The organism is Saccharomonospora cyanea NA-134 (assembly GCF_000244975.1).
GTDB lineage: Bacteria > Actinomycetota > Actinomycetes > Mycobacteriales > Pseudonocardiaceae > Saccharomonospora > Saccharomonospora cyanea.
In genome coordinates this window covers 4,796,532-4,819,899 of record NZ_CM001440.1, presented here as the reverse complement: position 1 = coordinate 4,819,899, position 23,368 = coordinate 4,796,532, and the positions used below count along the sequence as shown (strand labels likewise).

The 23,368-nt window shown below is 69.6% G+C and carries 22 protein-coding genes; 11 read left to right on the top strand and 11 right to left on the bottom strand.

The genetic code is table 11. The annotated features are described in order from the left end of the window. The first annotated feature begins 5 nt into the window (after window positions 1-5). Both SACCYDRAFT_RS22525 and SACCYDRAFT_RS22520 read left to right on the top strand, forming a co-directional pair. Window positions 6-1,046 (top strand): cobalamin B12-binding domain-containing protein, encoded by a 1,041-nt coding sequence (locus SACCYDRAFT_RS22525; RefSeq protein ID WP_005459712.1) that lies wholly within the window; start codon window positions 6-8, stop codon window positions 1,044-1,046. 90 nt (window positions 1,047-1,136) lie between these two features. Continuing rightward, the gene (locus SACCYDRAFT_RS22520; protein ID WP_005459710.1) at window positions 1,137-1,409 is read left to right on the top strand and encodes an amphi-Trp domain-containing protein; all 273 of its coding nucleotides are present in this window, start codon (window positions 1,137-1,139) and stop codon (window positions 1,407-1,409) included. Between the two features lie 131 nt (window positions 1,410-1,540). On the opposite strand, the gene SACCYDRAFT_RS22515 is transcribed toward SACCYDRAFT_RS22520, so the two are convergent. Beyond that, window positions 1,541-2,212 carry a hypothetical protein gene (locus tag SACCYDRAFT_RS22515; protein WP_043536812.1) on the bottom strand — a complete coding sequence of 224 codons (672 nt, stop codon included), beginning with the start codon at window positions 2,210-2,212 and terminating at the stop codon, window positions 1,541-1,543. Window positions 2,213-2,307: 95 nt separating this feature from the next. Here SACCYDRAFT_RS22515 and SACCYDRAFT_RS22510 point away from each other — a divergent pair, with 95 nt between their 5' ends. Next, the gene (locus SACCYDRAFT_RS22510; RefSeq protein WP_005459705.1) at window positions 2,308-3,942 is read left to right on the top strand and encodes an amidohydrolase; all 1,635 of its coding nucleotides are present in this window, start codon (window positions 2,308-2,310) and stop codon (window positions 3,940-3,942) included. Between the two features lie 113 nt (window positions 3,943-4,055). On the opposite strand, the gene SACCYDRAFT_RS22505 is transcribed toward SACCYDRAFT_RS22510, so the two are convergent. Next, complete coding sequence (locus SACCYDRAFT_RS22505) at window positions 4,056-5,243, bottom strand: sialidase family protein (RefSeq protein WP_005459704.1); 1,188 nt, start codon at window positions 5,241-5,243, stop codon at window positions 4,056-4,058. Between the two features lie 106 nt (window positions 5,244-5,349). On the opposite strand from SACCYDRAFT_RS22505, the gene SACCYDRAFT_RS22500 reads away from it, so the two are divergent. Continuing rightward, window positions 5,350-7,185: a sialidase family protein gene (locus SACCYDRAFT_RS22500; protein WP_157606551.1), complete on the top strand. Its 1,836-nt coding sequence runs from the start codon at window positions 5,350-5,352 to the stop codon at window positions 7,183-7,185. A 93-nt stretch (window positions 7,186-7,278) separates the two neighbouring features. Further along, the gene (locus SACCYDRAFT_RS22495) at window positions 7,279-7,989 is read left to right on the top strand and encodes an SIS domain-containing protein (RefSeq protein ID WP_005459697.1); all 711 of its coding nucleotides are present in this window, start codon (window positions 7,279-7,281) and stop codon (window positions 7,987-7,989) included. Here SACCYDRAFT_RS22495 and SACCYDRAFT_RS22490 read toward each other — a convergent pair. Genes SACCYDRAFT_RS22490 through SACCYDRAFT_RS22480 form a run of 3 tightly spaced genes read right to left on the bottom strand, consistent with a single transcriptional unit; the run spans window position 7,956 to window position 10,941 of the window. Then, window positions 7,956-8,963, bottom strand: coding sequence for a sigma-70 family RNA polymerase sigma factor (locus SACCYDRAFT_RS22490; protein ID WP_005459696.1), 1,008 nt, complete (start codon window positions 8,961-8,963; stop codon window positions 7,956-7,958). The genes SACCYDRAFT_RS22495 and SACCYDRAFT_RS22490 overlap by 34 nt on opposite strands. Window positions 8,964-9,013: 50 nt before the next feature. After that, complete coding sequence (locus tag SACCYDRAFT_RS22485) at window positions 9,014-9,331, bottom strand: STAS domain-containing protein (RefSeq protein ID WP_005459695.1); 318 nt, start codon at window positions 9,329-9,331, stop codon at window positions 9,014-9,016. Beyond that, window positions 9,328-10,941: an ATP-binding SpoIIE family protein phosphatase gene (locus tag SACCYDRAFT_RS22480; protein ID WP_043537485.1), complete on the bottom strand. Its 1,614-nt coding sequence runs from the start codon at window positions 10,939-10,941 to the stop codon at window positions 9,328-9,330. Before SACCYDRAFT_RS22480 ends, SACCYDRAFT_RS22485 begins: the two co-directional genes overlap by 4 nt. A 103-nt stretch (window positions 10,942-11,044) precedes the next feature. Here SACCYDRAFT_RS22480 and SACCYDRAFT_RS22475 point away from each other — a divergent pair, with 103 nt between their 5' ends. Further along, entirely contained in the window at window positions 11,045-11,770 is a 726-nt protein-coding gene (locus SACCYDRAFT_RS22475; RefSeq protein ID WP_005459691.1) for a dienelactone hydrolase family protein, read from the top strand. A gap of 164 nt (window positions 11,771-11,934) precedes the next feature. Here the strand turns inward: SACCYDRAFT_RS22475 and ligD (SACCYDRAFT_RS22470) are convergent, their stop codons facing one another. From ligD (SACCYDRAFT_RS22470) to SACCYDRAFT_RS22460, 3 genes are all read right to left on the bottom strand, one after another. Continuing rightward, window positions 11,935-12,846: a non-homologous end-joining DNA ligase gene (gene ligD / locus SACCYDRAFT_RS22470; RefSeq protein WP_005459690.1), complete on the bottom strand. Its 912-nt coding sequence runs from the start codon at window positions 12,844-12,846 to the stop codon at window positions 11,935-11,937. After that, window positions 12,843-14,285, bottom strand: coding sequence for a non-homologous end-joining DNA ligase (gene ligD / locus SACCYDRAFT_RS22465; RefSeq protein WP_043537484.1), 1,443 nt, complete (start codon window positions 14,283-14,285; stop codon window positions 12,843-12,845). Before ligD (SACCYDRAFT_RS22465) ends, ligD (SACCYDRAFT_RS22470) begins: the two co-directional genes overlap by 4 nt. A gap of 111 nt (window positions 14,286-14,396) precedes the next feature. Next, a complete protein-coding gene (locus SACCYDRAFT_RS22460; RefSeq protein ID WP_043536810.1) occupies window positions 14,397-17,585 on the bottom strand; it encodes a S8 family serine peptidase in 3,189 nt (1,062 codons plus the stop codon). Between the two features lie 240 nt (window positions 17,586-17,825). Here SACCYDRAFT_RS22460 and SACCYDRAFT_RS22455 point away from each other — a divergent pair, with 240 nt between their 5' ends. Next, window positions 17,826-18,599 carry a metal-dependent hydrolase gene (locus tag SACCYDRAFT_RS22455; RefSeq protein WP_005459686.1) on the top strand — a complete coding sequence of 258 codons (774 nt, stop codon included), beginning with the start codon at window positions 17,826-17,828 and terminating at the stop codon, window positions 18,597-18,599. Between the two features lie 55 nt (window positions 18,600-18,654). Here the strand turns inward: SACCYDRAFT_RS22455 and SACCYDRAFT_RS22450 are convergent, their stop codons facing one another. The 3 genes from SACCYDRAFT_RS22450 to SACCYDRAFT_RS22440 form a co-directional block, all read right to left on the bottom strand. Continuing rightward, window positions 18,655-19,050 (bottom strand): hypothetical protein, encoded by a 396-nt coding sequence (locus SACCYDRAFT_RS22450; protein ID WP_005459685.1) that lies wholly within the window; start codon window positions 19,048-19,050, stop codon window positions 18,655-18,657. Between the two features lie 354 nt (window positions 19,051-19,404). Continuing rightward, a complete protein-coding gene (locus SACCYDRAFT_RS22445; protein WP_005459683.1) occupies window positions 19,405-19,848 on the bottom strand; it encodes a hypothetical protein in 444 nt (147 codons plus the stop codon). Window positions 19,849-20,098: 250 nt separating this feature from the next. Next, a complete protein-coding gene (locus SACCYDRAFT_RS22440) occupies window positions 20,099-20,551 on the bottom strand; it encodes a MarR family winged helix-turn-helix transcriptional regulator (RefSeq protein ID WP_005459682.1) in 453 nt (150 codons plus the stop codon). 96 nt (window positions 20,552-20,647) lie between these two features. Here SACCYDRAFT_RS22440 and SACCYDRAFT_RS22435 point away from each other — a divergent pair, with 96 nt between their 5' ends. From SACCYDRAFT_RS22435 to SACCYDRAFT_RS22420, 4 genes are all read left to right on the top strand, one after another. Beyond that, window positions 20,648-21,613 carry a ring-cleaving dioxygenase gene (locus tag SACCYDRAFT_RS22435; protein WP_005459681.1) on the top strand — a complete coding sequence of 322 codons (966 nt, stop codon included), beginning with the start codon at window positions 20,648-20,650 and terminating at the stop codon, window positions 21,611-21,613. Next, complete coding sequence (locus SACCYDRAFT_RS22430; protein ID WP_005459678.1) at window positions 21,610-22,221, top strand: alpha/beta hydrolase; 612 nt, start codon at window positions 21,610-21,612, stop codon at window positions 22,219-22,221. Before SACCYDRAFT_RS22435 ends, SACCYDRAFT_RS22430 begins: the two co-directional genes overlap by 4 nt. A gap of 186 nt (window positions 22,222-22,407) precedes the next feature. Then, the gene (locus SACCYDRAFT_RS22425) at window positions 22,408-22,722 is read left to right on the top strand and encodes a hypothetical protein (protein WP_005459677.1); all 315 of its coding nucleotides are present in this window, start codon (window positions 22,408-22,410) and stop codon (window positions 22,720-22,722) included. Between the two features lie 58 nt (window positions 22,723-22,780). Beyond that, window positions 22,781-23,368, top strand: coding sequence for an Abi-alpha family protein (locus SACCYDRAFT_RS22420; protein ID WP_005459676.1), 588 nt, complete (start codon window positions 22,781-22,783; stop codon window positions 23,366-23,368).

Sequence of the window (23,368 nt, the reverse complement as noted above, 5' to 3'; positions counted from 1 at the left end):
GTCCCATGCCCGCCGCCCCGGCCTCGCACGAAACCGACTTCGTCGAGCTGTTCGCCCGGTTCGAGCACGCGCTCGCGGAGGGCAACGCCTCAGCCGCCGTGGCGTTGGTGGACAGGGAGCTCGACGGTCACGCGGAACCCGTGTCGCTGCTGTGCGACGTGATCACGCCCGCCCAGCGCCGCATCGGTGAGAGGTGGCAGAACGGCGAGTGGTCGGTGGCGCAGGAGCACATCGCCACCGGTATCTCGCTGGCCGCCACCGAGGCCGTGGCCCGCCGGGTGAGGTCGTCGCCCATCACGAAGGGGCGCATCATCGTCGGCTGCGCGGAGCGGGAGTGGCACGCGCTCGCCGCGATGGTGGTGGCCACCAGCCTGCGGGCACGAGGGTGGCAGGTGACGTTCCTCGGCGCGGCGACGCCCGCCGAACGCCTCTACTCGTACCTGCACCAGGTGGAGCCCGACGCCGTGGCGGTGAGCTGTTCCGTGGCCGGAGGGCTGCCGAGCACCCGCCGTGGCATCGAGTCGGCGACCACGGCCGGTATCCCCGTACTGGCCGGCGGCGCCGCGTTCGGCACGGACGACAGGCGCGCACGGGCGCTCGGCGCGACGGCGTGGGCGCCGACGCTGACCGACGGGCTCGAACTCGTCGACGACCTGCCCGCGACGGTCGAGCCGGTGCCGCCGCTGCCGCAGGACGTCGTCGCCGAGCAGCGCACCCTCGACACCGAACACCACCACTTCGTCCGCAGGATCGCCGAGCGCTGGGAACCCGTGGGTGCCGCGGACAGGGGCGACATCGTGACCGACACCGACCTCGCGCTGGTGACCCGTGACTGCGTGGAGCAACCGCTGCGCACTCTCGAGGGCGCTCTCCTCACCGGCGACGGCCGCCTGGTGCGAGAGGTGGCCGAATGGGCGAACGGGGTGTTGAGTTCCCGTTCCGTTCCGGTCTCCGAGGTGGACGCGCTGCGCACCGAGGTCCTCGGTGTCGTGGCCGACCTGCCCCGCGCGCGCTCGATGGTCGAGCGGTACTGGCCGCACTCGTGATTCCGGCGTGAATGTCCGAATCCCTGTTCGGCTCGTCCGACGGCATGGAAGGATCGCGCCATCGGCAACTTCTCTGAACGGAGGAATCCTGTGACAGCCGCACCGCGGGACGTGGAGCAGTTCTACTCGACCGCCGAGGTCGTGGCGAAGCTGCGCCGCCTGGCCGACGCACTCGAAACCGACAAGCCGTTCCGCATCCAGATCGCGGGTGAGCGCATCCGCGTACCCGCGCGTGCCCGGTTCTCGATCGAACACGAGCGCGGTGACGGCGAGGAGGAGATCGAGTTCCAGCTCAAGTGGGAGCTGCCGGACACCGACGACGAAGCCGAGAGCGACGACGAGGCCGACAAGCCCGTCGTCTGACGTTGTGGGCGTGAGCCTGTTCTGCGGACCCTTCTCCGTCCCGAGCACCGCGCAGCAGGTAGCTGAGGGTTCGCAGAACAGGCTCTCAGACCTCCGTCGCTTGCCGGGGCCGGCGGCGGAGGCAAGGCTTCTCACCGCCAGGCCGTGCGGACCTCGGAGACCGTCAGACCTTCCGAGCCCTCCGCGCGGTGGTGGATCCTCCACGCCTTCCGCGTCTCGTCGAGAAGGCCGTACAGGGACCCGCCGTCGTCACAGCTGTAGCTCAGGTGCCGCCCTTCGCGGATCTCCGGCACCCCCAACGCCTTCACGCAGTGTGTACCGTCGGCGAGTTCGAGACTCCAGTGCGGGTCGAGGAGCGAGGGTTCCGGCTCGATCGTGGGGGTCTCCTCCACCACGTAGACCTTGGTGACGTCGGTCTGGCGCGGATCGGACACGCACAGCGCCACGGTCTTCATCCCGAGCTCTCTGGCGGCTTCGTTGTCCGGATCGCGTTCCACGACGGGGCGGTCCGGCACGAAGCACGGGTCCATCGCCACGGACGTCTCGTTGGTGAAGCAGCGGCGGGCCCGCTCGTTCTCCGGACTGAGCATGGAGGGCGCGCACCTCGCGGACACCTTCTGAATAACCCGCAACCCCGCCGCCGGTTCACCCTCGTCGGTGAAGGGGTGCAGGGTCATCGTGCGGGTTTCTGCCACCGGTCCCGCCGCCGAGGGCTCGGTGTCACCGCAGCCGGTCATCAGCAGTGATGCGGCGAGCAGTCCCGACACGAGAGCTGTCAGGCGCCTGGCCCTGTTCTGGCGCAAAGCGTGCTGCCCCTTCCTCCCGAGCCCGGGTACCGTCAAGCGTGTTCCGAGCGTAATCGGCCGACCTCGTGCCCCGATCCTAGGGAGGAACCGCGGTGCTCGACCTGCTTCTGCGTGACGTGCGTGTCCTGACCATGTGCGATGAGCGTCCCCGCGCTCACAGTGTCGGGGTGCTGGGGGGCCGCATCGTCGGTGTGGACGAGGAGGTGGACGGCGCGTCGGCGCGCACGGTCGTCGACGGCGGGGGTGCCGTGCTCACGCCGGGGTTCGCCGACGCGCACAACCACATGGTCTGGTACGGGTTGTCGCTGGCCGAGATCGACCTCTCGGTGTGCCGGACGCTCGACGAGCTGTACGACACGGTGGCCGCGCACGCGGCGCGCCTGCCGTCCGACGCCTGGGTGGTCGGGTCGCAGTACGACGACTTCGTGCTGGGCGGCCACCCCGACCGCGCGGCGCTGGACCGGGCGGGCGGAGGGCGCCCCGTCTGGCTGAAGCACCGCTCGGCCCACATGTGCTCGGTCAGCAGCGCCATTCTCGACAAGGCGGGGATCCTCGACGGCACGGCCACCGTGCCCGAGGGTGGCGTGGTGGAGCGGGACGCCTCGGGCGAGCCGACGGGACTGCTCGCCGAGCAGGCGCAGCAACTCGTGGACGCGCTGGTGAAGCCGTACCCCGTCGAGGAGCTGGCCCAGGCCGTCGCGCGCGCGGCGAAGGTGTACGCCGCCGAGGGGCTCACCCACGTGACGGAGGCCGGTGTCGGGGGCGGCTGGATCGGTCACAGCCCCGCCGAGGCGGCGGCCTACCAGCTCGCGCGGCAGCGCGGCGAGTTGACCGTGCGCGTGGAGCTGATGCCCGCCGCCGAGACACTGCACCCGCTCGTCGACGACCTCGTGGGGCTCGACCTCGGTGTTCGCACCGGGTTCGGTGACGACTTCCTGCGCATCGGCCCGATGAAGATCTTCACCGACGGCGCGTTGAGCAGCCGGACCGCCGCCGTGACGCGGCCGTTCGAGGGCGACGGTGGGCTCGGCGTGCTGGGTGACGACCCGGACGTGCTGCGCAGGCGCATCATCGACGCCCACCGTGGCGGCTGGCGCGTCGCGGCGCACGCCATCGGCGACCGCGCCATCGACCTGACCCTGGACGCGTTCGAGCAGGCCCAGCGCGATTTCCCCCGGCCGGGAGTGCGGCACCGCATCGAGCACGCGGCCATGGTGCGGCCCGACCAGCTCCCGCGCCTGGTGGCGCTCGGCGTCGTACCCGTGCCGCAGGCGCGGTTCCTCTACGAGATCGGTGACACCATGCTCAAGTCGCTGGGTGAGGAACGGGTGCCGTGGTTGTACCGGCAACGCTCGTTCCTCGACGCGGGACTGCGGGTGCCCGGCAGCTCCGACCGGCCGTGCGTGGGAACGGGTGCCCCGCTGGCCGGGATGCGGAACATGGTCGAGCGCACCACGAGCGCCGGCGTGGTCCTCGCCGAGGACGAGCGGGTGGACGCCATGGAGGCGTTGCGCGCGTTCACCACGCACGCGGCCTACGCGTCGTGCCAGGAGGACCGGCGTGGCCGGATCGAGGCGGGTATGCACGCCGACCTGGTACTTCTCGACGACGACCCCACCGCCGTGCCGTCCTCGGCCATCGACGGCATCGGCGTGGTGGCGACGTTCGTGGCGGGCGAGGCCGTGCACGGCGGCGAGTCGCTGACCTACTCCACCCGAGCCGACTGAGAAGCCCGCAACGACGTACGGGAGGCGTACGGGAACTGCGGACACGCGTTCGTAGGCTGCGGACACGAACCGATGCGTCTCGTGTCCGCAGCCTGTGCACGGGTGTTCGCACTTCAGGCACGGGGGAGTGGCAGCCGCCTGAACGTGATCGTCTCGTATGCCCGGTCGCTGCCCGTCTCGTACAGCAGGCCGATCGTGTGCCGGCCCAGCTGCACGAGGTCCGAGTAGGCCGCCGGGTCGTCCGACACCGTGTACGCCACCCGCCAGGTGCGGCCCCCGTCCCGGCTCACCCGCACGGCCATCGCGCGCCGCTCGGTGGGATGTGACGGCGCGGAGAACAGCAGTATGTTCCGCTTCGTGGTCTGCAACACGCTGCCCTGCACCCGAGGATCCACAATAGACTCCTGAACCCGGTACGGTGCGGCGAGCGACTCACCGCCGTCGGTGCTGTAGGCGTCGACCCGGTTGCCCTCGGCGGTGCCGTGGTCCCTGCTGTTGAAGTACAACGTGCCGTCGGGCAGTTCCGCGACCGTGGTCTCGTTGGCGGCGATGATCCCGTCGGTGCGGTCGTCGGTGAACCCGATCCGCCAGGTGTGCCCGCCGTCGTCGCTGATCAGGCTGTGGGCGCCGTAGTACTTGGCCTCGGTTCCGACGTCGTCGGACCCCTCGGGCGGCGCGCTGGAGTGGTTGGCGGGAACGACGATCCGCCCCGCGTGCTCGGAGTTGCGCAACACGATGGCGTGCCCGGGGCCGGTGGCGTACCACCGCCAGTCGGGCGCCTTGGCGACGTCGGTGATCTCCCTCGCGGGGGAGAACGTCCTGCCACCGTCCGTGCTGCGTTGCAACCACACACGTCGAGTGTCCTCTTCGGACACCTCGCCTGCCATGATCTCGTGTTCGGTGACGCGGCCGTTGCGGGTGGTCAGCAGCACGACGTCACCGTTCGGCAGCACCACGGGGCTGGGGTTGCCCGCCGTGGCGTCACCGTTGCGCGACACGACGGACAGCGGTCCCCACGTGCAGCCGCCGTCGGTGGAACGGCGCACGACGACCTCGATCGTGCCGGTGTCGCTGCCCGACTCGACGCGTCCTTCGGCGAAGGCGAGCAGGTCACCGGAGTTGGTCCGTACCAGCGCCGGGATGCGGAAGGTGTGGTACCCCTCGGTGCCCGACGTGTACGGCACCGAGGTGGTACACGGCTGTGGTGGGGCCGCCGCCGCGTGGACGGGTGCGGCCAGGGCGGCTCCCGCCGCGACCGCGGCGGCGAGTGAGAGAGCGGAACGTCGGGACAGGGCGGGCATCGTCGGCCTCCTCGCTGTCGAGCGTCTGGACATAGGACGTCCAATGTCGGCAAACTAGGTGGCCCGGCACACGATGGTCAAGACCAGTGCGACCGAACGGAGCATCATGCCCGTCCTCCGCTCACGAACAGTCCTGCTCCTGCTCACACTCCTCGCGCTCACGGCGAGCACGGCCGCCGTCCCGGCACCCCGATCCGCCGACCTCGACGGACGGGCGATCCTGTCACCGGGCACCCACGGCTACCACTGCTATCGCATACCCGCGCTCGTGACCACGAACGACGGTACGTTGCTGCTGTTCGCCGAAGGCCGCAAACCCGACTGCTCCGACACCGGTCGGCACGACGTCGTCGTCGTGCGGTCGACCGACGGCGGAGCCACCTGGAGCGACCCCCGCGTCGTGCACGCGGGCGGCGACTCCACCGCCCACAACCCCACACCCGTCGTGGACTCCGGCACCGGCCGTGTGGTGCTGCTGACCAGCCGGAACTACCGCACCGCGTGGGTGCAGCACAGCGACGACGACGGCCTCACGTGGTCGGCGCCGATCGAGATCACGAGGTCGGTGTCGGAGTCGGGTTGGACCTCGTACGCCACCGGCCCCTCACACGCGATCCAGCTCGCGCGAGGTGAACACGAGGGCCGGCTCGTGGCCGGAACGACCTACCGCACGGCCGACGGCACCAAGGGGGTCGCGCTCGTCCACAGCGACGACGGCGGGCTCACCTGGGACCTGGGCGCGTACGACCACTCGGCCGCGCCCGAGCTGAACGTCCAGGAGCCGTCGGTGTTCGAGCGCCCGGACGGGTCACTGTTCGTGCTCGCCCGTAACGAGAAAGGCACCGCCTCGGCCACCGTCGCGTCGGCCGTGGCGGTGGACGGCGGCGAGCGTTTCGCCGAGGGCTTCCACGCGGGGCCAGCCGAGCAGGGGCTGGCGGTGCCGACGGTGCAGGCCTCGACGCTGGAACTGCGAGCCACCGACCGTGGCGACCGCTACAACCGGGTGCTGCTCGCGGCGCCGTCCCGGCAGGGTGAGACGCGTGAGCGCATGGCGATCCGTTCCACGTACAAGGGCGGCGCGGAGTGGGTCGATCCCGGCGGTGGCACGGTGATCTACGAGGGGATGTCGTCGTACAGCGACCTGACGTCGCTGGCAGACGGGCGTGTCGGGCTCGCGTACGAGCGGGCGGTCCACTGGTCGCACGGGTACGTGTGGTTCACGACGTTCACCGAGTCCGACCTGGGACTTCCCGACGGCGACACCGCCGGACTGCCGCTGACACCGGACTCGTCGCCGAACGGGCTGCACTCCTGGTTGCACGGCGGCGCGGCCGTCGTGCCGGGCAGGTTCGGCGATGCGGTGGCGCTCGACGGTGTCGACGACCACGTGCAACTGCCCTTCGCGGAACGGTTGGCGGTGAGCAGTGGCGACTTCACGTGGTCGGCGTGGTTCTCCTACGGCGGCGGCTCCGCGCCACAACCGTTGCTGTGGGCGTACAACCAGGGCTCGGTGTACTCGCAACTGTGGTTACGGGCGGAACCCGACCGCGACCGGCTGAGGGCGTGGGCGCAGAGCGGTGAGAACAGCGTCGTGCTGGAGACCGGCGACGCCTACGACGACGAGCGTTGGCACCACGTGGTGCTGCGTCGAGCGGGGGAGCGGTTCACCCTGCACGTCGACGGCCGACTCGTCGCGTCGGAGCAGGCGCCAGGGCTGGGCTCGCTGAGCCCGAAACGCCCGTTCACCATCCACCTGGGGCAGCGGCTCGACGGGGCACAGCACCTCGCCGGGAAACTCGACGAGGTCCGCCTGTACGGCAGGGCGCTGCACGATTCGGAGATCACCGCCCTGTACCGGTCGAACGCGGCGATCGACGACGGTCTGCGCATCCGGTTGGCGTTCCAGGCCGAGCCACCGAAGAAGACCACGAACGGCGGTTGAGTCCACCGACGCGCGCACGACCGGTTGCGCGAGACGGCCGACGGAGATGAGATGGCCGCGTGCCGAACACGGATGTGAAGGAGATCGTGCCGGATGCGTGACAGGATGCGGGAGCTGCTCGACACCGTCGACTCCCAGCGTGAGGAGCTGGGCAAGGCCGCTGAACTGGTGCTCGACGCGGTGAGCGGGGACGGCATCGTCCACGCGGCGGGCGCGGGACACTCGCTGGCGATGGTGTTCGAGACGTTCTACCGCGCTGGTGGGCTCGCGGCCGTCCGGCCGCTGTGGGACCCCGAGGTGCTGCCCCTTTCGGGCGCACTGCGCAGCTCCGCGGCGGAACGGGTACCCGGCCGGGGCCGCGCGCTCGTCGAGAGCGCCGACATCCGGAGTGGCGACGTGGTGGTGGTGTTCTCCACCAGCGGGCGCAACCCTTACCCGGTCGAGATCGCGCAGGAGTCGCGGGCCAAGGGCGTGCCGGTGGTGGCGGTCACCTCCACGGCGGCGTCGGCGGCGGCCACCGACCGCAGCGGCACCCGTCTGGCCGACCACGCCACCGTCGTCCTCGACACGCACGTGCCGCCGGGTGACGTGGTGTACCCGGCCTCCGCGCCGAGGACGTGCGCCACCTCCACCGTCGCCGCCGCGTACATGTGGGCGTCGCTGCTCGCCGAACTCGACGACCTCGCCTCCCGACGCGGTATCGAGCTGCCGTTGTGGACCAGCGCCAACGTACCCGGTGGAGACGAACGCAACGTCGAACTCGTGGCGCGCTACGCCGACCGCATCCCGGAGCTGTCGGACTGAGCCACCCACCGGGGCAGGCCGAACAGGTCGAACACGCCGGTGTCGAGGTAGTTCACCACATGCCTGATGCCGTCGGCCGACGGCTCCAGCACCTGCACGAGGAAGGCGCCGTAGCCCCCGCCCTTCTCGTCGCGGAGGTACTGCGCGAAGCCCGGCCGCCCGTTGGCCGCCACGGGCACCATGAGGATCCCGCCCGGGCGGCCCGGGCAGCGCTTGTCGAGGTGGGCGCCGACAGCCTCGGCGCCTTGGTACCACGACACGTACGGCGGCATCTCCCACACGACGTCGGCGGTGAACAACTCCACCAGCCTCGGGATGTCCTTGCGTTCGAACGCCGCGACGTAGCGTTCGAGCAACTCCCGTTGCTGCGCCTCGGTGGGTTCCGTGACGGCGTCGGAGCGCAGCGCGAGCCCCTCCAACGTCGTGCGCGCGCGTTGCAGGAGGCTGTTGACGGCGGCCGCCGTCGTGCCGAGGGCGTCGGCGACCTCCGCCGCGCTCCACGCCAGTACGTCACGCAGCAGGAGCACCGCGCGCTGGCGCGGCGGCAGGTGTTGCAGGGCCGCGACGAACGCGAGCCGGATGCTCTCCCGGCTCGTGATGACGGCGGCGGGATCGTCGGGCAGCTCCACCAGCGCGTCGGGCATCGGCTGCAACCACGGCACCTCGGCGCCGTTCACGAGATCGTCGGCCGGGTCACTGCTCGTACCGTCGACCCCACACGGCGTCGGCCTTCGCCGCATACCCTTCAACGCGTTGAGACACGTCGTCGTCGCCACGCGGTACAGCCACGTGCGCAGAGACGACCGGTGTTCGAACCCGTCGTAGCCACGCCACGCCCGGACCAGGGTCTCCTGGAGTACGTCCTCCGCCTCGTGCGGGGAGCCGAGCATGCGGTAGCAGTGCGCCAGCAACTCGCGGCGGTAGGGAGCGACCTGCTGGGTGAAGCCCGGGTCCGCCGCCGTGTCCGTCCTCACGCCCGCAGAGTAACCACGCGGTCCGACAGTGCCGGAAGCGAGGCGGTGGGTCAGGGCTTCACCTGCGCGACGGCGGTCATGCCCGACATCTCCAGCACGCGGCGAGTCGGGGTGCCGACGGGAGCGATCACGGTGCACGCGGTCTGCAACAACCGGAGCCGCTCAGCGAGGGCGAAGAGGATCCGCAGCCCCGCGCTGTCGATGTAGCTCAGGCCGCCGAGGTCGATCGTCACCGCGACCAGGCGGTTGTCGATGGACCCGAAGATCTTCTCCTTGACCGCGTCACTGTTCGACAGGTCGATCTCGCCGGTGAGCAGGATCTCGACCGTGTCCTCCTGCGAGCGGACCTCGACATCCGCCGTCGTCATGCGGACTCGCCCTCCGACAGCCGCTTGCGCAGCACCACACGTGTACCGGTCTGGTCGTGGTCGATGATGGCCTCGTCGCAGAGCTGGCGCATGAGCTGCGTCCCCCTCCCTCGGTGTGCGCCCCGCGGAGCGCGCCACGTGCCCGTGTCGGAGATACCGATCTCGACCTCGCGGTCGGTGGCCTCCAGCCGGAGCTCCACCTTACCGCCCTGGGGCCCGTACGCATGCTCGATCGAGTTGGCCACGGCCTCGCCCACGGCTATGAGCAGGTCGGCCGTGTCGTCCTCGGAGGCGCCCACACTGGGCAGCCACCGCCTCAGCTCGGAGCGTACCTCGGCCAGCGATTCCGGAACGGCGTTGATCTCCAGGTCGAGCTTCCGCGGTGTCTCGGGAGCCTGTCTCCGCACGGCGAGCACGGCGATGTCGTCGGCGGGGATTTCGGAGCCGACGAGCTTGCTCATCACCTCGGCGCACAGCAGGTACGCCGGACCACTGCGAACGGCTTCGCACAGCAGCCGTAGCCCGTCGTCCAGCGGTCGGTGCCGCCGCTCGACCAGTCCGTCGGTGTAGAGGAGCAGTGACGCGCCGGAGGGCACGTCCACCGTGGCCGTGTGCCGGCTCTGCGTGGAGGAGCTGACCCCGATGGGAGCGTCCACGGCGGCTTCCGTGACGAGGCGGCTCGGCTCGCCCGGTATCGCCAGCACGGGCGCCAGATGTCCGGCGAGGGACAGGTGCACCCGCTCGAACGAGCTGTCCCAGATGGCGTACGCCACCGTCGCCATCAAATCCTGCTCGAAGTGCCGCACATGCCGGTCGATCTTGGTCAGCACTTCGGCGGGGTCGCCGTTGTCCAGCGCGTACGCGCGGACGGCGGTGCGAAGACGTCCCATCGCCATCGCGGCGGGCAACCCCCGGCCCACCACGTCGCCGATGGCCATGCACACCCGGCCCGAGGGCAGGGGGAAGACGTCGTACCAGTCGCCGCTGATACCGAGGTTCTCGGCAGGTACGTACCGGGAGCCGAAGTCGAGGCCCGAGATCTGCGGCAGCTCCGCGGGCAGCAGGGAACGCTGCAGTGCGGTCGCGGCGTTGCGTTCGGTGGTGGTCAGCTGGCTGTACACGTGCACGGCGATGCGGTCGGCGGCCACCCGCAACCACTGGACCTCGTCCTCGTCGAACTCGCGCTCACGCAGCGTGCCGGTGTGGAGAATGCCGAGCAACTTCCCCTCGGCGAGCAGCGGCACGCCGACGAGCGTGCGGAGACCCTTCTGCCATAGGAGCGGATTGACCACGGTGTTGGAGCTGATCTCCTTGAGGAGGTAGGGCTCCCGCTGGGCGGCGATCCTGCCCGCGAACCCCTCGCCCACGCGCACGCGCACGCCCTGCCGCACCGCCTCCTCGATCCCGGAGGAGGCGGTGGCGACGAGGTACTGGCCGGACTCGTCCAGCAGGAGGATCGTCGCTGTGTCGGTGTCGAGCACTTCCCGTACCCGGTCCAGCAACTCCTGGAGCAGTTCCTCCGAGCTCAGGTGTGCGAGGTCCGAGTCCGTGACCGCCTCGATCCGACGCAGGCGGTCCTCGGCTGTTTTCATGTCGACCGCCCGTGGCATAGAGGCGAGCATAGTCTTGGGGTACGCCTCTGGCAGCGTCGGGAAACGTGATGCTGGGCGCTTGTGTGTTGGCACATCCCCGACGGGCCATGATGATCGCTTGGTGGTCGCTACGGGTTACGAGAACGTCACAGTCGATGAGAAAGCATCCGAGGAGCAGACCTTTCGGGCATTCGTGGCCGTCCCCGACACGGGCCCCGCACCCGCCGTGGTGCTGTTCCAGGAGGTCTTCGGCGTCAACGACAACATGCGCGAACTCGCGCGCCGCCTCGCCGGAAACGGTTTTCTCGCCGTCGTTCCGGAGATGTTCTGGCGGCTGCGGCCGGGATTCGAAAGCCACGACGAGTCGGGCCTCGCGGAAGGTATGGAACTCGCGGCCCACCTCGACCTCGATCTCGCCGTGGTGGACATGACCGCGCTGCTCGCGCACGTGCGGGCGAAACCGGAGTGCTCGGGCCGGGTGGGAGCGGTCGGTTTCTGTCTCGGGGGAACGCTCGCGTACCTGTTCGCCACGTCCGTGCGGGTGGGAGGGCGAGGGCCCGACGCCGCGGTGTCCTACTACGGCTCCGGAGTGCACGACCACCTCGAACTCGCGCGCTCCATCGACTGTCCCATGCTGTTCCACTACGGCGACCACGACCAGTACATCTCGCGGGCCCAGATCGCCGCCGTCGAGGCCGCCGTGGCGAACCGGCCCGACATCGCCGTGCACCACTACGACGCCGGGCACGCGTTCTCGAACTTCGACGCGCCCTCGTTCCACGACCCGGACGCGGCCGACCTGGCCTGGGGCCGCACGCTGGCCTTCCTCGACGACACCCTGGCCTGACGCCGTGTCCGCAGGTTGTGCACGCGTGTCCGCAGTTCACGTACGCGTGTCCGCGCCGTACGGGGCGATCACGTATCGCCGGGCCACGGACGCGTACACAGACTGCGAACACTCGTCCACAGCGTGCGAACACTCGTGCACAGGCTGCGGACACGATGTTCGGGTTACAGCAACGGGCGGTCCTTCGCCAGCAGTGGGGCGAACAGGTCGCCGAGGTCGTCGACGCGGTCCAGCACCTCGTCGGCCACGAACACGAGGTCGGAGGGCTCGGCACACCGTTCCACCTCGTCCCACGTCACCGGGGTCGAGACGGTGGGTGACGGCCTCGCGCGCAGGGAGTACGGGGCTACCGTGGTCTTCTTCGGGTTGTTCTGGCTCCAGTCGATGAGCACCTTGCCGCCGCGCAGGTTCTTCGCCATGCGGGAGACCACGAGCCCCCGGTGTTCCCGTTCCAGCTTTCCGGCCAGTCGCTTGGCGTAGTCACTCGTGCGCTCGGTGGAGCGCGTCCGGACGGGCACGTAGAGCTGCAGCCCCTTCGACCCGCTCGTCTTCGGGTACGCGGTCAGCCCGTCGCCGGCGAGTTCGTCGCGTAACCACAACGCCACCTCACAGCACTCGACGATCGTGGCCGGTGCGCCCGGATCGAGGTCGAACACGAGCAGGTCCGGCTTGCGCTTGGCACCCCGCGGGCCGACAGTCCACTGCGGAACATGGAGCTCGATGCTCGCCAGGTGTGCCGCCCACACCAGCGTGGGGAGATCCTGCACGAGCGCGAAGTCGGCGCTCTCCGCGCCACGCGAGCTTCCCGGCGTCTCGATGCACACGGTGCGCACCCAGTCGGGCGCGTGCCCGGAGACGTTCTTCTCGAAGAACGACTTGCCTTCCACGCCGTTGGGGTAGCGCTTCAACGTCAGCGGCCGGTCCTTCACGTGCGGCAGCAGCACGGGTGCCACGCGGACGTAGTAGTCGATGACCTGGCCCTTCGTGAAGGCCGAATCCGGGTAGAAAACCTTGTCCAGATGGGACATCCGGAGGCGGCGGCCCTCGACGTCGACGAGTTGCCCGGTGTCGGTCATCGGCCCAACTCCTCGGGGTCGCGATCCGGTCGAAGCCCACGCCAGGAGGGAAAGCGCAGCCTGCCTTCGGTGGTCCACGCCTTGAACACCACCTCGCCCACGAGCTTCGGGCTCACCCAGCGGGCTCCCGTGGCCCGGTGGCGGGGCAGGGGCGTGGTGAACGGCGAGGTACGGCGCTCCAACCGCCGCAGGCGGGCCGCCAGCGAGCGCAGGGTGTCCTCGTCGAAGCCCGTGCCCACCTGTCCGACGTAGCGCAGTCCCTCGCCGTCCGGGAGACCGAGCATGAGCGAGCCGAAGGTGCCGGACCGCCGTCCCTCGCCGGGGCGCCACCCGCCGATCACCACCTCCGCCGTCAGCAGATCACTGATCTTCACCCAGGCGTCGCTGCGTTCCCCGGGCTGGTACGGCGAGTCGAGCCGCTTGGCGATCACACCCTCCAGTTCCTGCTCGGCCGCGGCCTCCGCCACGTCGCTCCCACTCCCGGGGAAGCTGGGCGACACCTGCCAGTGCTCGCCTTCGATGTCGAGTTTGTCCAGCAGTTGCCGACGTTGCCGGTAGGGCAGGGTGAGGCACGAGTGGCCTTCGAGGTGGAGCAGGTCGAACACCAGGTAGGTGACCGGGTGCTGCCTCGACAGCGTGCGTGCCCGCTGCTGGTTCGCGTGTATCCGGCTCTGCAACTCGGCGAAGCTGGGGCGGCCGTCCCGCAGGGCCACGATCTCACCGTCCAGCCAGGCCTGGATGCTGCCGAGCTGCTCGCCGAGTCCGCGCAGCTCGGGGTAGACGGAGCTGATGTCGTCGCCGCGCCGGGAGAACAACGTCGCCCTGCCCCCTTCGACCCTGGCCAGCGCGCGTACGCCGTCCCACTTGAACTCGTAGCCGTACTCGGCGTCCTCCTCCGGGGCGGGCAGGGTGCCGGCGACGGCGAGCATCGGCTTCATGAGCGGCGGCAACGGAGTCCATTCCGGATCGTCCGGCGGGTCGGAGCGGATGACGTTCCAGTTCCTGTCGTCGCCGTCGCCACGGGAGTGGAAGAACACGTACCGTCCGCGCACGCGTTCGCCGTGGAGCACCACCGACACCTCGCGGTCGCTCCATTTGACGGTCTCGTAGCTGCCCTGGTCCCAGATGGTCATGCGCCCCGCGCCGTACTCGCCCTTGGGGATCTCGCCGGAGAACGTGGCGTACTCGAGTGGATGGTCCTCGGTATGGACGGCGAGGCGCACGGTGCCGGGCTGCTCCGGCAGGCCCTTCGGTACGGCGAAGGAGACGAGCACACCGTCGCGTTCCAGCCGCACGTCCCAGTGCAGCCTGCGGGCGTGGTGCTCGTGGACGACGAATCGTTCGCCCTCGCCCCGAGCGGGTTCCGCGTCGTCGGGCAGCGGCTCGGGGGTGCGACCCCGCCTCCGCTTCGCCCGGTACCGATCGAGTCGAGGAGCCATGCGCGCGGGGTACCCGGTGGAGGCCGGGGGAATGCCGGTGTCACGGGCCGCGAAACGAGACCAGCCGGGCACGGCGTGGCCGCACCCGGCTGGTCCGCTGTGGTGTGGGCGTCAGCCCTTGACCGACTCGACGATCACCTCGGCGCTGCCGACGCGCAGGTCGTCGGTGGTGCGCACGGTCAGTACGCCCCGCAGCACCCGGCCTTCGCCGGGGTCGCCCGTGGCGGTCACCGTGGCCGGCACGGTCCACGTGCTGCCGGTGGCCCGCTCAGCGGCCTCGTCGGTGACATTGACGCTGCCGAGGCCGTCGACCGCGTAGCTGTCGAGGTAGTCGTACTCGGTCGTGCCCGCCGGAACGGCGTAGGCGTCGATTTCGACCCGCCAGGTGCCCGCGGCCGGGTTCGCCACCGTCACCGACTCCTCGGAGTCGCCGTCGGCGGTGTAGTCGGCCAGCCGGCAGGTGCCGGACGTGCAGTCGTAGACGAACAGGTCGAGGTCCGCGCCGCCGTCGGACACCGAGCCGATGGTGGCGGTCAGCGACGTGGCGCCCTCGGGCACCGTGACGTCGTACGACTGCTGCTCGCCCTCGCCGATGCTCGGGCGGTCCTTGCGGGCGCTGTCGAGAGGCGTGCCGGTCAGCGCGCCGGTGAAGGCGCCCAGCGTGTTCGTCACCGTGTACTCACGAGCCACGGCCTCACCCAGCGTGGCTTCCGGCACCACATCCGGGTTCGGTTCGACGGAGGCACCCTGCACCGACATCGACAGCGACCACGGCGAGGTGGTCGCGTCGGAGGTGCGGCGCGACTCGACCACGATCTCCCACACGCCGGGCATCGGGTCGGCCACGGTGCGGCTGGTGGCCGTGCCACCGGGGCAGCCGCCGCCCGCGTCGGGGTTGTAGCAGGACAGTGACGAGGTGGAGTCGAGGGGAATGCCGGTCGGGTCGTAGCGGACGAACCGCACCTGCCCCTTGCCCTCGCCGCCGCCCGCGGCCATGTCGACCTTCAGCGACGCCGTGCCCTCGGGCACGTCGACGAACACCTTCGACACCTGGTTACGGCCGACGGTGCCGGACGCCTCGGTCGTGAAGCCGTCCCGCTCGGCGAACTCGAGCGGCGCGAACACGACGTTCATGGTCTGCACGTCGTAGCCCACGGTGCGGCGGTCGTCGAGGCGCAGCAGTGCCGAGTGCGCACCGGGCTTCGACGGCTTGACCTTCACGTCGAAGGTCACCGGCTTGTTCAGGGGCAGCTTCACGGTCTTCTTCGAGGAGAACGTGCCGTCGTTGCCGACCCAGCTGACGCGGTAGGTCACCAGGTGCTTCGAGCCGCTGGTCCGCGTGAGGGTGTAGGTGCGGGTGTAGTTCTCGCCGACCTTCACCCCTTCCCGGTCGTGGATACCGACACCGGTGTCAGGGGTGGAAAGCTGGTGCGACAGCACCGTGTTCACCTCGACCGACGTGGTGACGTCGGCGTGTTCCCTGCTGCGGAGCACGTCGAGGGCCCTGACCGTGTCGATCAGACCCGCGCCCTGGGCGTAGGCCGGGATGCCGTCCACGAAGCGGGCGGTCGAGGTCATCGCCGAACGCAGCACCGAGGGGTCGGGACGCTTGCCGTACAGCGACTTGTACGCGCTCACCAGCAGAGCGCCGGAGCCGGTGGCCTGCGGAGCGGCCATCGAGGTGCCGTTCAGCATGCTGTACCCCGGGGGCAGCTCGTAGGTGCCCGGCACCGGGCCGCCCGGCTGCCACCTCGGCGTGGTGGCGACGGCGGCGCCCGGCGCGATGAGGTTCGGCTTGAAGCCGCCGTCCTCACGCGGACCCCGCGACGAGAACGGGTGGAGGCTCTCCTCGCTCGCGGATTCGGAGCCGTAGTTGGCGAGCCAGGTGTCGTCGGTGATGTAGGAGCCGACGCTCAGCGCGTCGGTGGCCACCGAGGGGTCGCCGACGGAGTTGGCGCCCGCACCGCTGTTGCCAGCCGAGATGAACAGCTGGACGTCGTAGGTGTCGATGATGCGGTTGTACAGCTCGGCGCGTGCGTTGTTGCCGTCGTTGAGGGCGGGCAGGCCGCCGATGGAGATGTTGACGACGTCGGCGCCGTGGGTGGCGGCGTAGATGACGCCGTCCACGAGCCCGCTCGACGTGCACGACGGGGTGGACAGGCACGCCTTCACCGACATCAGCTTCGCGCCGGGTGCCGCACCGTCCATCTTGCCGCCGAACAGGTCGTTACCGGCGGCGATGCCCGCGACGTGCGAGCCGTGTGCGCCCGCGGAGAGGCCGATGTTGACGTAGCCGGGCTGGTCGGTCTGCACGACGAACGCCATGCGGTCGACGACGCCCGTGTCCGGGTCGTCCTTACCGAAGAAACCGACGTCGTGGTTGACCGCGTAGTCGCGCATGGGCTTCTCGTCGGTGAAGTCGCCGTCACCGTCGAGGTCGACACGCACCTGCTTCGACTCGGTGTCGAACAGCACACCCCAGCTGTCGTCGCGGTCGCTGTCCCGGTTGACGTCGCCACCCAGCTCGCTGGCACCGGAGCCGAGGTCGCCCGCGGTCTCGGAGAACACGCCGAACGTGTGCTCACCCTCGGGGGCGGTCCACTCCCGGCCTTCCGCGGTGAACGCGCCGGAATAGGTCTGACTCGACAGCGCCACCCACGTGCCGTCACCGGAGTCGGGGGAGTTGGCCGTGTACCAGTCGACGATCTTGCGCTCGCCCGTGCTGGTCTTCGCCAGAGCGGGATGGTCGAGGTCGACACCGCTGTCGAGGATCGCGATCGTGGTGCCGCGCCCGTCCCACCGCGGGAACAGCTTCGTGAACTGGGCGGCCTTGGTGTCCTGCGTCGGCAGGTACGGGTTCTGCTTGGGAGTCTCGGCGTCCGGAGCGGGCTGCGGGATCGGGTCGGTCGCGCCCAGGGGCTCGGGCTCGTCCCTGGCGATGAGCCCGTCGACGTCGACGGCCTTCACCGAGTGCAGTTTCTGGGCCTGTTCGGCCTGTTCGATGGGAACCGTGACCTTCAGGTAGTCGAGCTTCGCGTCGGTGTCGGTGACCTTGCCGCCCAGTGAGGACAGCTCGCCCTTGGCGGCGTTCGTCCGCCCGCGCTCGGCCGCGACCAGCAGTGTGACGGTGGACTTGCCCGCCTTCTCTGCCTTCTCCAGCAGGACCTGGTCCTCGCGGTCGAGCTCCTCACCGGGCTCCGACTGCGGCGGCGGTTCCTGCTGCTGACCTGAAGCCTGGGGCACGCCCAGGCCCAGCACCGCGACGGCGCTCACCGCTGTGGCGACGCCGATCCGTCTCATCCAGGGTTGTCTTGCCACTAGGTGACCTCCACAGAAGTTTGGAACGATCATCCTCAGCGGACTTACAGACGTTTCACATCAGGACGGTCCGGCGCGAAATTCCCGACTTTCGTAGGGGTCGGTGAGCACGAAGCGCGTCCGTCGCGGGGGTGTTGATCACTACGCGTGGTCGATCGGGGAGACTGTTCGCACCGATGTTCGACCACGTTCCCTACGACGGCTGGAAGGTTCTCGACTCCCATGATGGGTCGCACCCATGCGTTGACCGGCTGGTGCGCCGGCCTGGCGGCAGCGCCCGTGGTGGGTATCACCACGCTTTCGCAGGCGCTCGTGTTCGCCGCGACGACCGCGGGCTACGCGCTGTTGCCCGACCTGGATCATCCGGGTGCACGGGCGTCGAAACTTCTGGGGCCGGTGACCAAGAGCCTGTCGTGGCTGCTGCGCAACGCCTCGGCAGCGCTCTACAAGGTGACGAAGGGGCCGAGGGACGAACGGAAGAAGGGCAGTCACCGGCACCTTTCGCACACGTTGCTGTTCGCGTTGCTGCTCGGAGGTGCCGCGGCGTGGGGAACCGTGGCGGGGGGACCGTGGGTCGTCGTCGGCGTCGTGGTGTTCGGGCTGCTACTCGCCGAGGACGCCCTCGGCGACTGGCTGCTGCCTGTGGCCTGCGGGGCCATCGTGTGGTGGGTGGTGGAGAACAGCCCGGACGCGCTGGCGCAACTCGACTCGGTGGCCGGCCTGCTCGGCATCGCGGTGGCGCTCGGCTGCTTCACGCACTGTCTCGGCGACGCGCTCACCGAATCGGGGTGTCCTTTCCTGTTCCCCATTCCGATCGCCGGTGAGACGTGGTACGAACTGCGCCCGCCGAAACAGCTCCGGTTCCGCACCGGCACCAAGGTCGAAACGGCGTTCCTCTTCCCCGTTTTCGCGGTCCTCGGAGTGCTGCTCATCCCCGGCGTCTGGCCAGCGCTGCTCGGTTTCTTCGACGACGTGCTCAACCAGTCGCACACGTGAAGGTGCCCCGGGAGCGGACTCCCGGGGCACCTGTCAGGAGGGCGGCAGACCTAGGTCAGCCCTTCTCGACGTGGAGAGCCGACGCTTCGATCTCCCCGGCGATGGCGCCCTTGAAGCCGGCGGCGGCACCGCTGGCCTCGAACTCGGCGTAGCTCACTTCCTTCTCGCCGTTGTCGCCGTTGTCGCCGTTGTGGCCGTTCTCCTTGTCCTTGTCCTTGTCCTTGTCGCGGTCCTTGTCGTCGCCGTTCTTCTCGAACTCGGCGTGCAGAGCCTCGCTCGCGACCTCGCCAGCGGCGGCGCCCTCGGGACCAGCGGCGGCGAAGCTCGCCTCGTAGGAGGCCCAGTCCACGCTGCCTTCACCCTTCTCCGCGGCCCCAGCCACGCCGGCGAAGCCGAGCGCGAGCGGGAAAGCAAGGGCGGCCGCCACCAATCCACGACGAACACTGCGCATGAGATGTTCCTTTCTCCGGGATACAAGGCGTGTAACAGAGGCGGAATGCCTCGACGTCTTTGCTACCCGGGCGCGAAGGCGCTAAGCGGCGCGGAGCCATTGGATCAGCTCACTTCACCGCTGTGAGGTAACGAGTCACAGGAAACGCGGCCGTCGATCCGACTCCGCTTTCCTGGGTACCTCACGGCATCGGATGGGTGTTTTCCAGCGCAGTTGTTCCGCGGTTACGGGAGCGCTGCCGGTCTCCCGGCGTTCGGCCGTCGCTGTTGGGTGAGGTCCTTGGCCGGCCGCACACGTGAAGACGCCCCGGGAGTGGGCTCCCGGGGCATCTGTCAGAGGAGGCTCGGACCGGGTTCAGTTCTTCTCGGCGTGGAACGCGGCCGACTCGATCTCGAACGCGAAGGCACCCTCGGGGCCGGCGAAAGCACCGCTTTCCGAGAACTCGGCGAAGTCGAGCTCACCGCTCTCGCCGTTCTCCTTCTCGCGGTCCTTGTCGCGGTCCTTGTCCTTGTCCTTGCCCTTGTCGTAGTCGTGGCGGGTGTCGCCGTCGCGCTTGTCGCCGTTGTCGTCGTGCTTCTTGTCGTCGTCCTTGCCGTTCTTCTCGAACTCGGCGTGCAGAGCCTCGGCCGAGACCTCGCCGGCGAAGGCGCCCTCCGGGCCGGCGGCGGCGAAGCTTGCCTCGAAGGAGGCCGAGTCCACGCTGCTCTCACCCTCCGCGGCTCCGGCGACCCCGGCGAAGCCGAGCGCGAGCGGGAAAGCAAGGGCGGTCGCCACCAGACCGCGACGAACACTGCGCATGGGTTGTCCTTTCTCGAAAACACAGGGCGTGTAGCCGAGGCGAAAATGCCTCACTCCCTGCTACCCGGCAGACACCAGCGGTAAGCGGGAAAATGGCAGTGTTGCACATCACTTCGCCTGTTCGGGCAGTGTGATTTTCCGAGAAATCGCGCGTCTTTCACGGATTCCGAGAATAAGGGTGACACCTTTTCGAGGATGCTCACTCCGAGGAGTGATTGACGCGAGTGCCGAATTGTGTCCGCGCGGATGCTCACTCTTTCGCGTTGTCCCGCAGCGTGCGCATGGCCTCGGCGAGGGCCTTCGACGCGTCGTGGCCCAGAGGGTGGAGCACCAGGCGGCGAAGCGCCTCGGCGCAAGCTGTGCGGGCCTGCCGGGCCACGTCGGCGCCGTGCTCGGTCAGGCAGGCGTACGTGACCCGCCTGTCTTCGCTGCTGGGCGCTCGGCGGATCAGGCCGGTCGCGCACAGCCGGTCGGCGACCTTGGTGAACCCCCCGCTGGACAGTGCCGCATCCCGGGCCAGCCGTGTCATCGGCAGGCGATGTTCGGGGGAGCGCGCCAACCGGAGCAGCACGTCGAAGGAGGCGGGAGCGAGGCCGAACCGCTCGGCGACCTCGTTCATGAGTCGGCTCTGGGTGGCGAGGTAGCCCTCGCTCACGAGACCCCACCAGTTCACCAGTTCGTCGTCGTCGGGTGAGGGGGGCATGAAGGTGAGTATACGCAACTGCTTTCGGAGGAAATATCTTTCCAGCAAGAGTTTATGGGGACAGCGTAGGAGGTACCCGCCGGGTGAGGAGGAGCCATGCCGTTTCGGACCAGCGGACTGCACCATGTCACCGCGATAGGTGGCGACCCCCAGCGCAACGCCGACTTCTACCTGCGCACGCTCGGGCTCCGGCTCGTGAAGACCACCGTGAACTTCGACGACCCGGGCACCTACCACCTCTACTACGGTGACGAGTCCGGCAGGCCCGGCACACTCCTGACGTTCTTCCCCTGGCGTGACGCGCCGCGCGGGCGTATCGGCACCGGCCAGGCCACCACGGTGTCGTTCTCGGTGCCGGAACACTCCGTCGGCTGGTGGCAGCGGCACCTGGAGGCCGCCGGCGTGGCGACGAGCCAGGTGATCAACCGGGACGACGAGGACGCTCTGTTGTTTCGCGACCCGGACGGTCTGCAGCTCGCGCTCGTGGCTCACCCGCAGGGCGACCCTCGCGATCCGTGGGACACCCCTGCGGTCCCCGCCGAACACGCGATCCGGGGGCTGCACTCGGTCACGTTGTCGGTGAACCGGGAGGACGCGACGGCGGGCATGCTCACCGAGGGGCTCGGGCTGAGCTTCTCGAACGAGGAGCGCAACCGGTTCCGCTTCGTCGCGGGTGAGGGCGGTCCCGGAGCCACCGTGGACGTCCTCGTGACTCCGGAGGCCCCGCGAGGCCTGGTGGCGGCGGGGACCGTGCACCACGTGGCCTGGCGGGCCCCCGACGAGGACACCCAGTCCGCGTGGCGGGAAGAACTGATCGAGCGTGGCGTGGGTGTCACCTCGATCATGGACCGCCAGTACTTCCGCTCGATCTACTTCCGTGAGCCCGGCGGCACCCTGCTGGAGATCGCCACGGACCAGCCGGGCTTCGCTGTCGACGAGCCGCTGCTCGAACTGGGCAGGGCGTTGAAGCTGCCGCCGTGGCTGGAACCCGACCGGCAGCAGATCGAGGCCACGCTGCCGAAGCTCGACCTGCCCAGTGAGAACAATCCGGTGAGCGCATGAGCGAGTTGACGTTCGACCACGAGTTCGTCGAGGGCAGTCCCTCGGCTCCCGTGCTGTTGTTGCTGCACGGAACGGGCGGAAGTCCCGCCGACATCCTGTCGCTGGGCAAGGAGCTGTGTCCGGCCTCGCCGATGCTCGCCCCCGCGGGTCCGGTGTCCGAGCACGGAGCGGCCCGGTGGTTTCGCAGGCACGCGGAGGGTGTCTTCGACACCGAGGACGTCGTGTTACGGGCGGGCCAGCTGGCCGATTTCGTGACCGAGGCGCGTGAGCGCTACGAGCTCGGTGGCCGGCGGCTGGTGGTGGCGGGCTTCTCCAACGGGGCGAACATCGCGGCGGCCGCGGTGTTGCTGCGGCCCGACGTACTCACCGAAGCGGTGTTGTTCGCGGCGATGCTGCCGGTGCCGGAACCACCGCGCCACGACCTGTCGGGCACGCGGGTGCTCATGGCGAACGGGCGGCGTGACCCGATGGCCCCCCTCGTACCTGCTCAGGAGCTCGCGGCCGCGTTGCGGGAACGGGGCTGTGACGTCACCGAGCACTGGCACAGCGGGGGACACCAGATCACCGTGGACGGGATCGCTGCTGCAAAGGAGTGGTTGGCGGCCTGACGAACGGGCCAACCCGCCGAGGCGAACGGGGGATTGTGCGATTCCGGCCGCACACGTGCTCCGATCACGCGAATATGGTCGTGTTCGCTTCCGTGAACGTGAGGGGACGATGCACGATGAACTTCGACATGGTGAACTGCCCGCGCTGCCTCGGATCCGGGCTCGCCCCCAACCGGAAGGACCCCTGTGGGAACTGTGGAGGACTCGGCCAGGTTCCGAAGTGACGACTGCCCCCTGTGCGAGGGGGCGGGGGTCCTGTCGTGGGAGCAGCCGCAGCACGGTGTCCTCCGCACCGTCGAACTGCCGTGTCCCTCCGGTTGTGGGGAGTACTGGAAGCATCCTTCGGCCGAGCAGGACCGCGTGGTGGAGTCGCTCGGTGAGGTTCCCGTGCGGCCGGAGGGCAACGTCGCGGCGGCGAACCGGATCGGTGCGGACTTCATTCGCGCGGCACTCGAACGCTGGGGGTTCGACTCGGGCGATCGAGACCACTCGAAGGAGTGACATACCGCAGTAGCATCAGGGCGTGGCGACACGACACCTGGTACGGGGTATAGGCAGGATGGCCGCCCGCGCCACTCGCACGAGTTACGAGCTGGCGAGGCTGCTACCCGGCGCCGAGGACGGCCAGGACCCGCGTTCCCGTCCCGAGCCGCCCACCGCCGGTGGTCCGGACCCGTTGCGCACGCGGATGGCCGGGCTGCTCGCCGAATCGGCCGAGCTCAGCCGCGACGATGCCACCTTCCGGCTCTATGAAACGATCCTGCGTTCGCTCGTGCCCGACGAGGCCCGGCTCCTCGCCGCCCTTGCCGACGGCACGCCGTTTCCCGCCCTCGACGTCGCCGAGCGCACGCTTCTCGGCGGCACGGGCCGGATCGTGTTGCGCAACGCCTCCACCGTGGGCAGGTCAGCGGGTGTCACGTTGGCCGACCACGTTCCCGTCTACGTCACCAGGCTCGTCGAACTCGGTCTTGCCGACCTCGGGCCGGAGGACAGCGCGTTCGACACGCAGTACGAGGTGCTCGTGGCCGACGAGGTCGTCGTCGAGGCTGCGCGGACGGCGAGGAGACCGACGTTCGTGCGGCACACGGTGAGGCTCTCCCCCTTCGGGACGCGGCTGTGGCGGGCCTGCGATCCGGCGGGCGAGTGA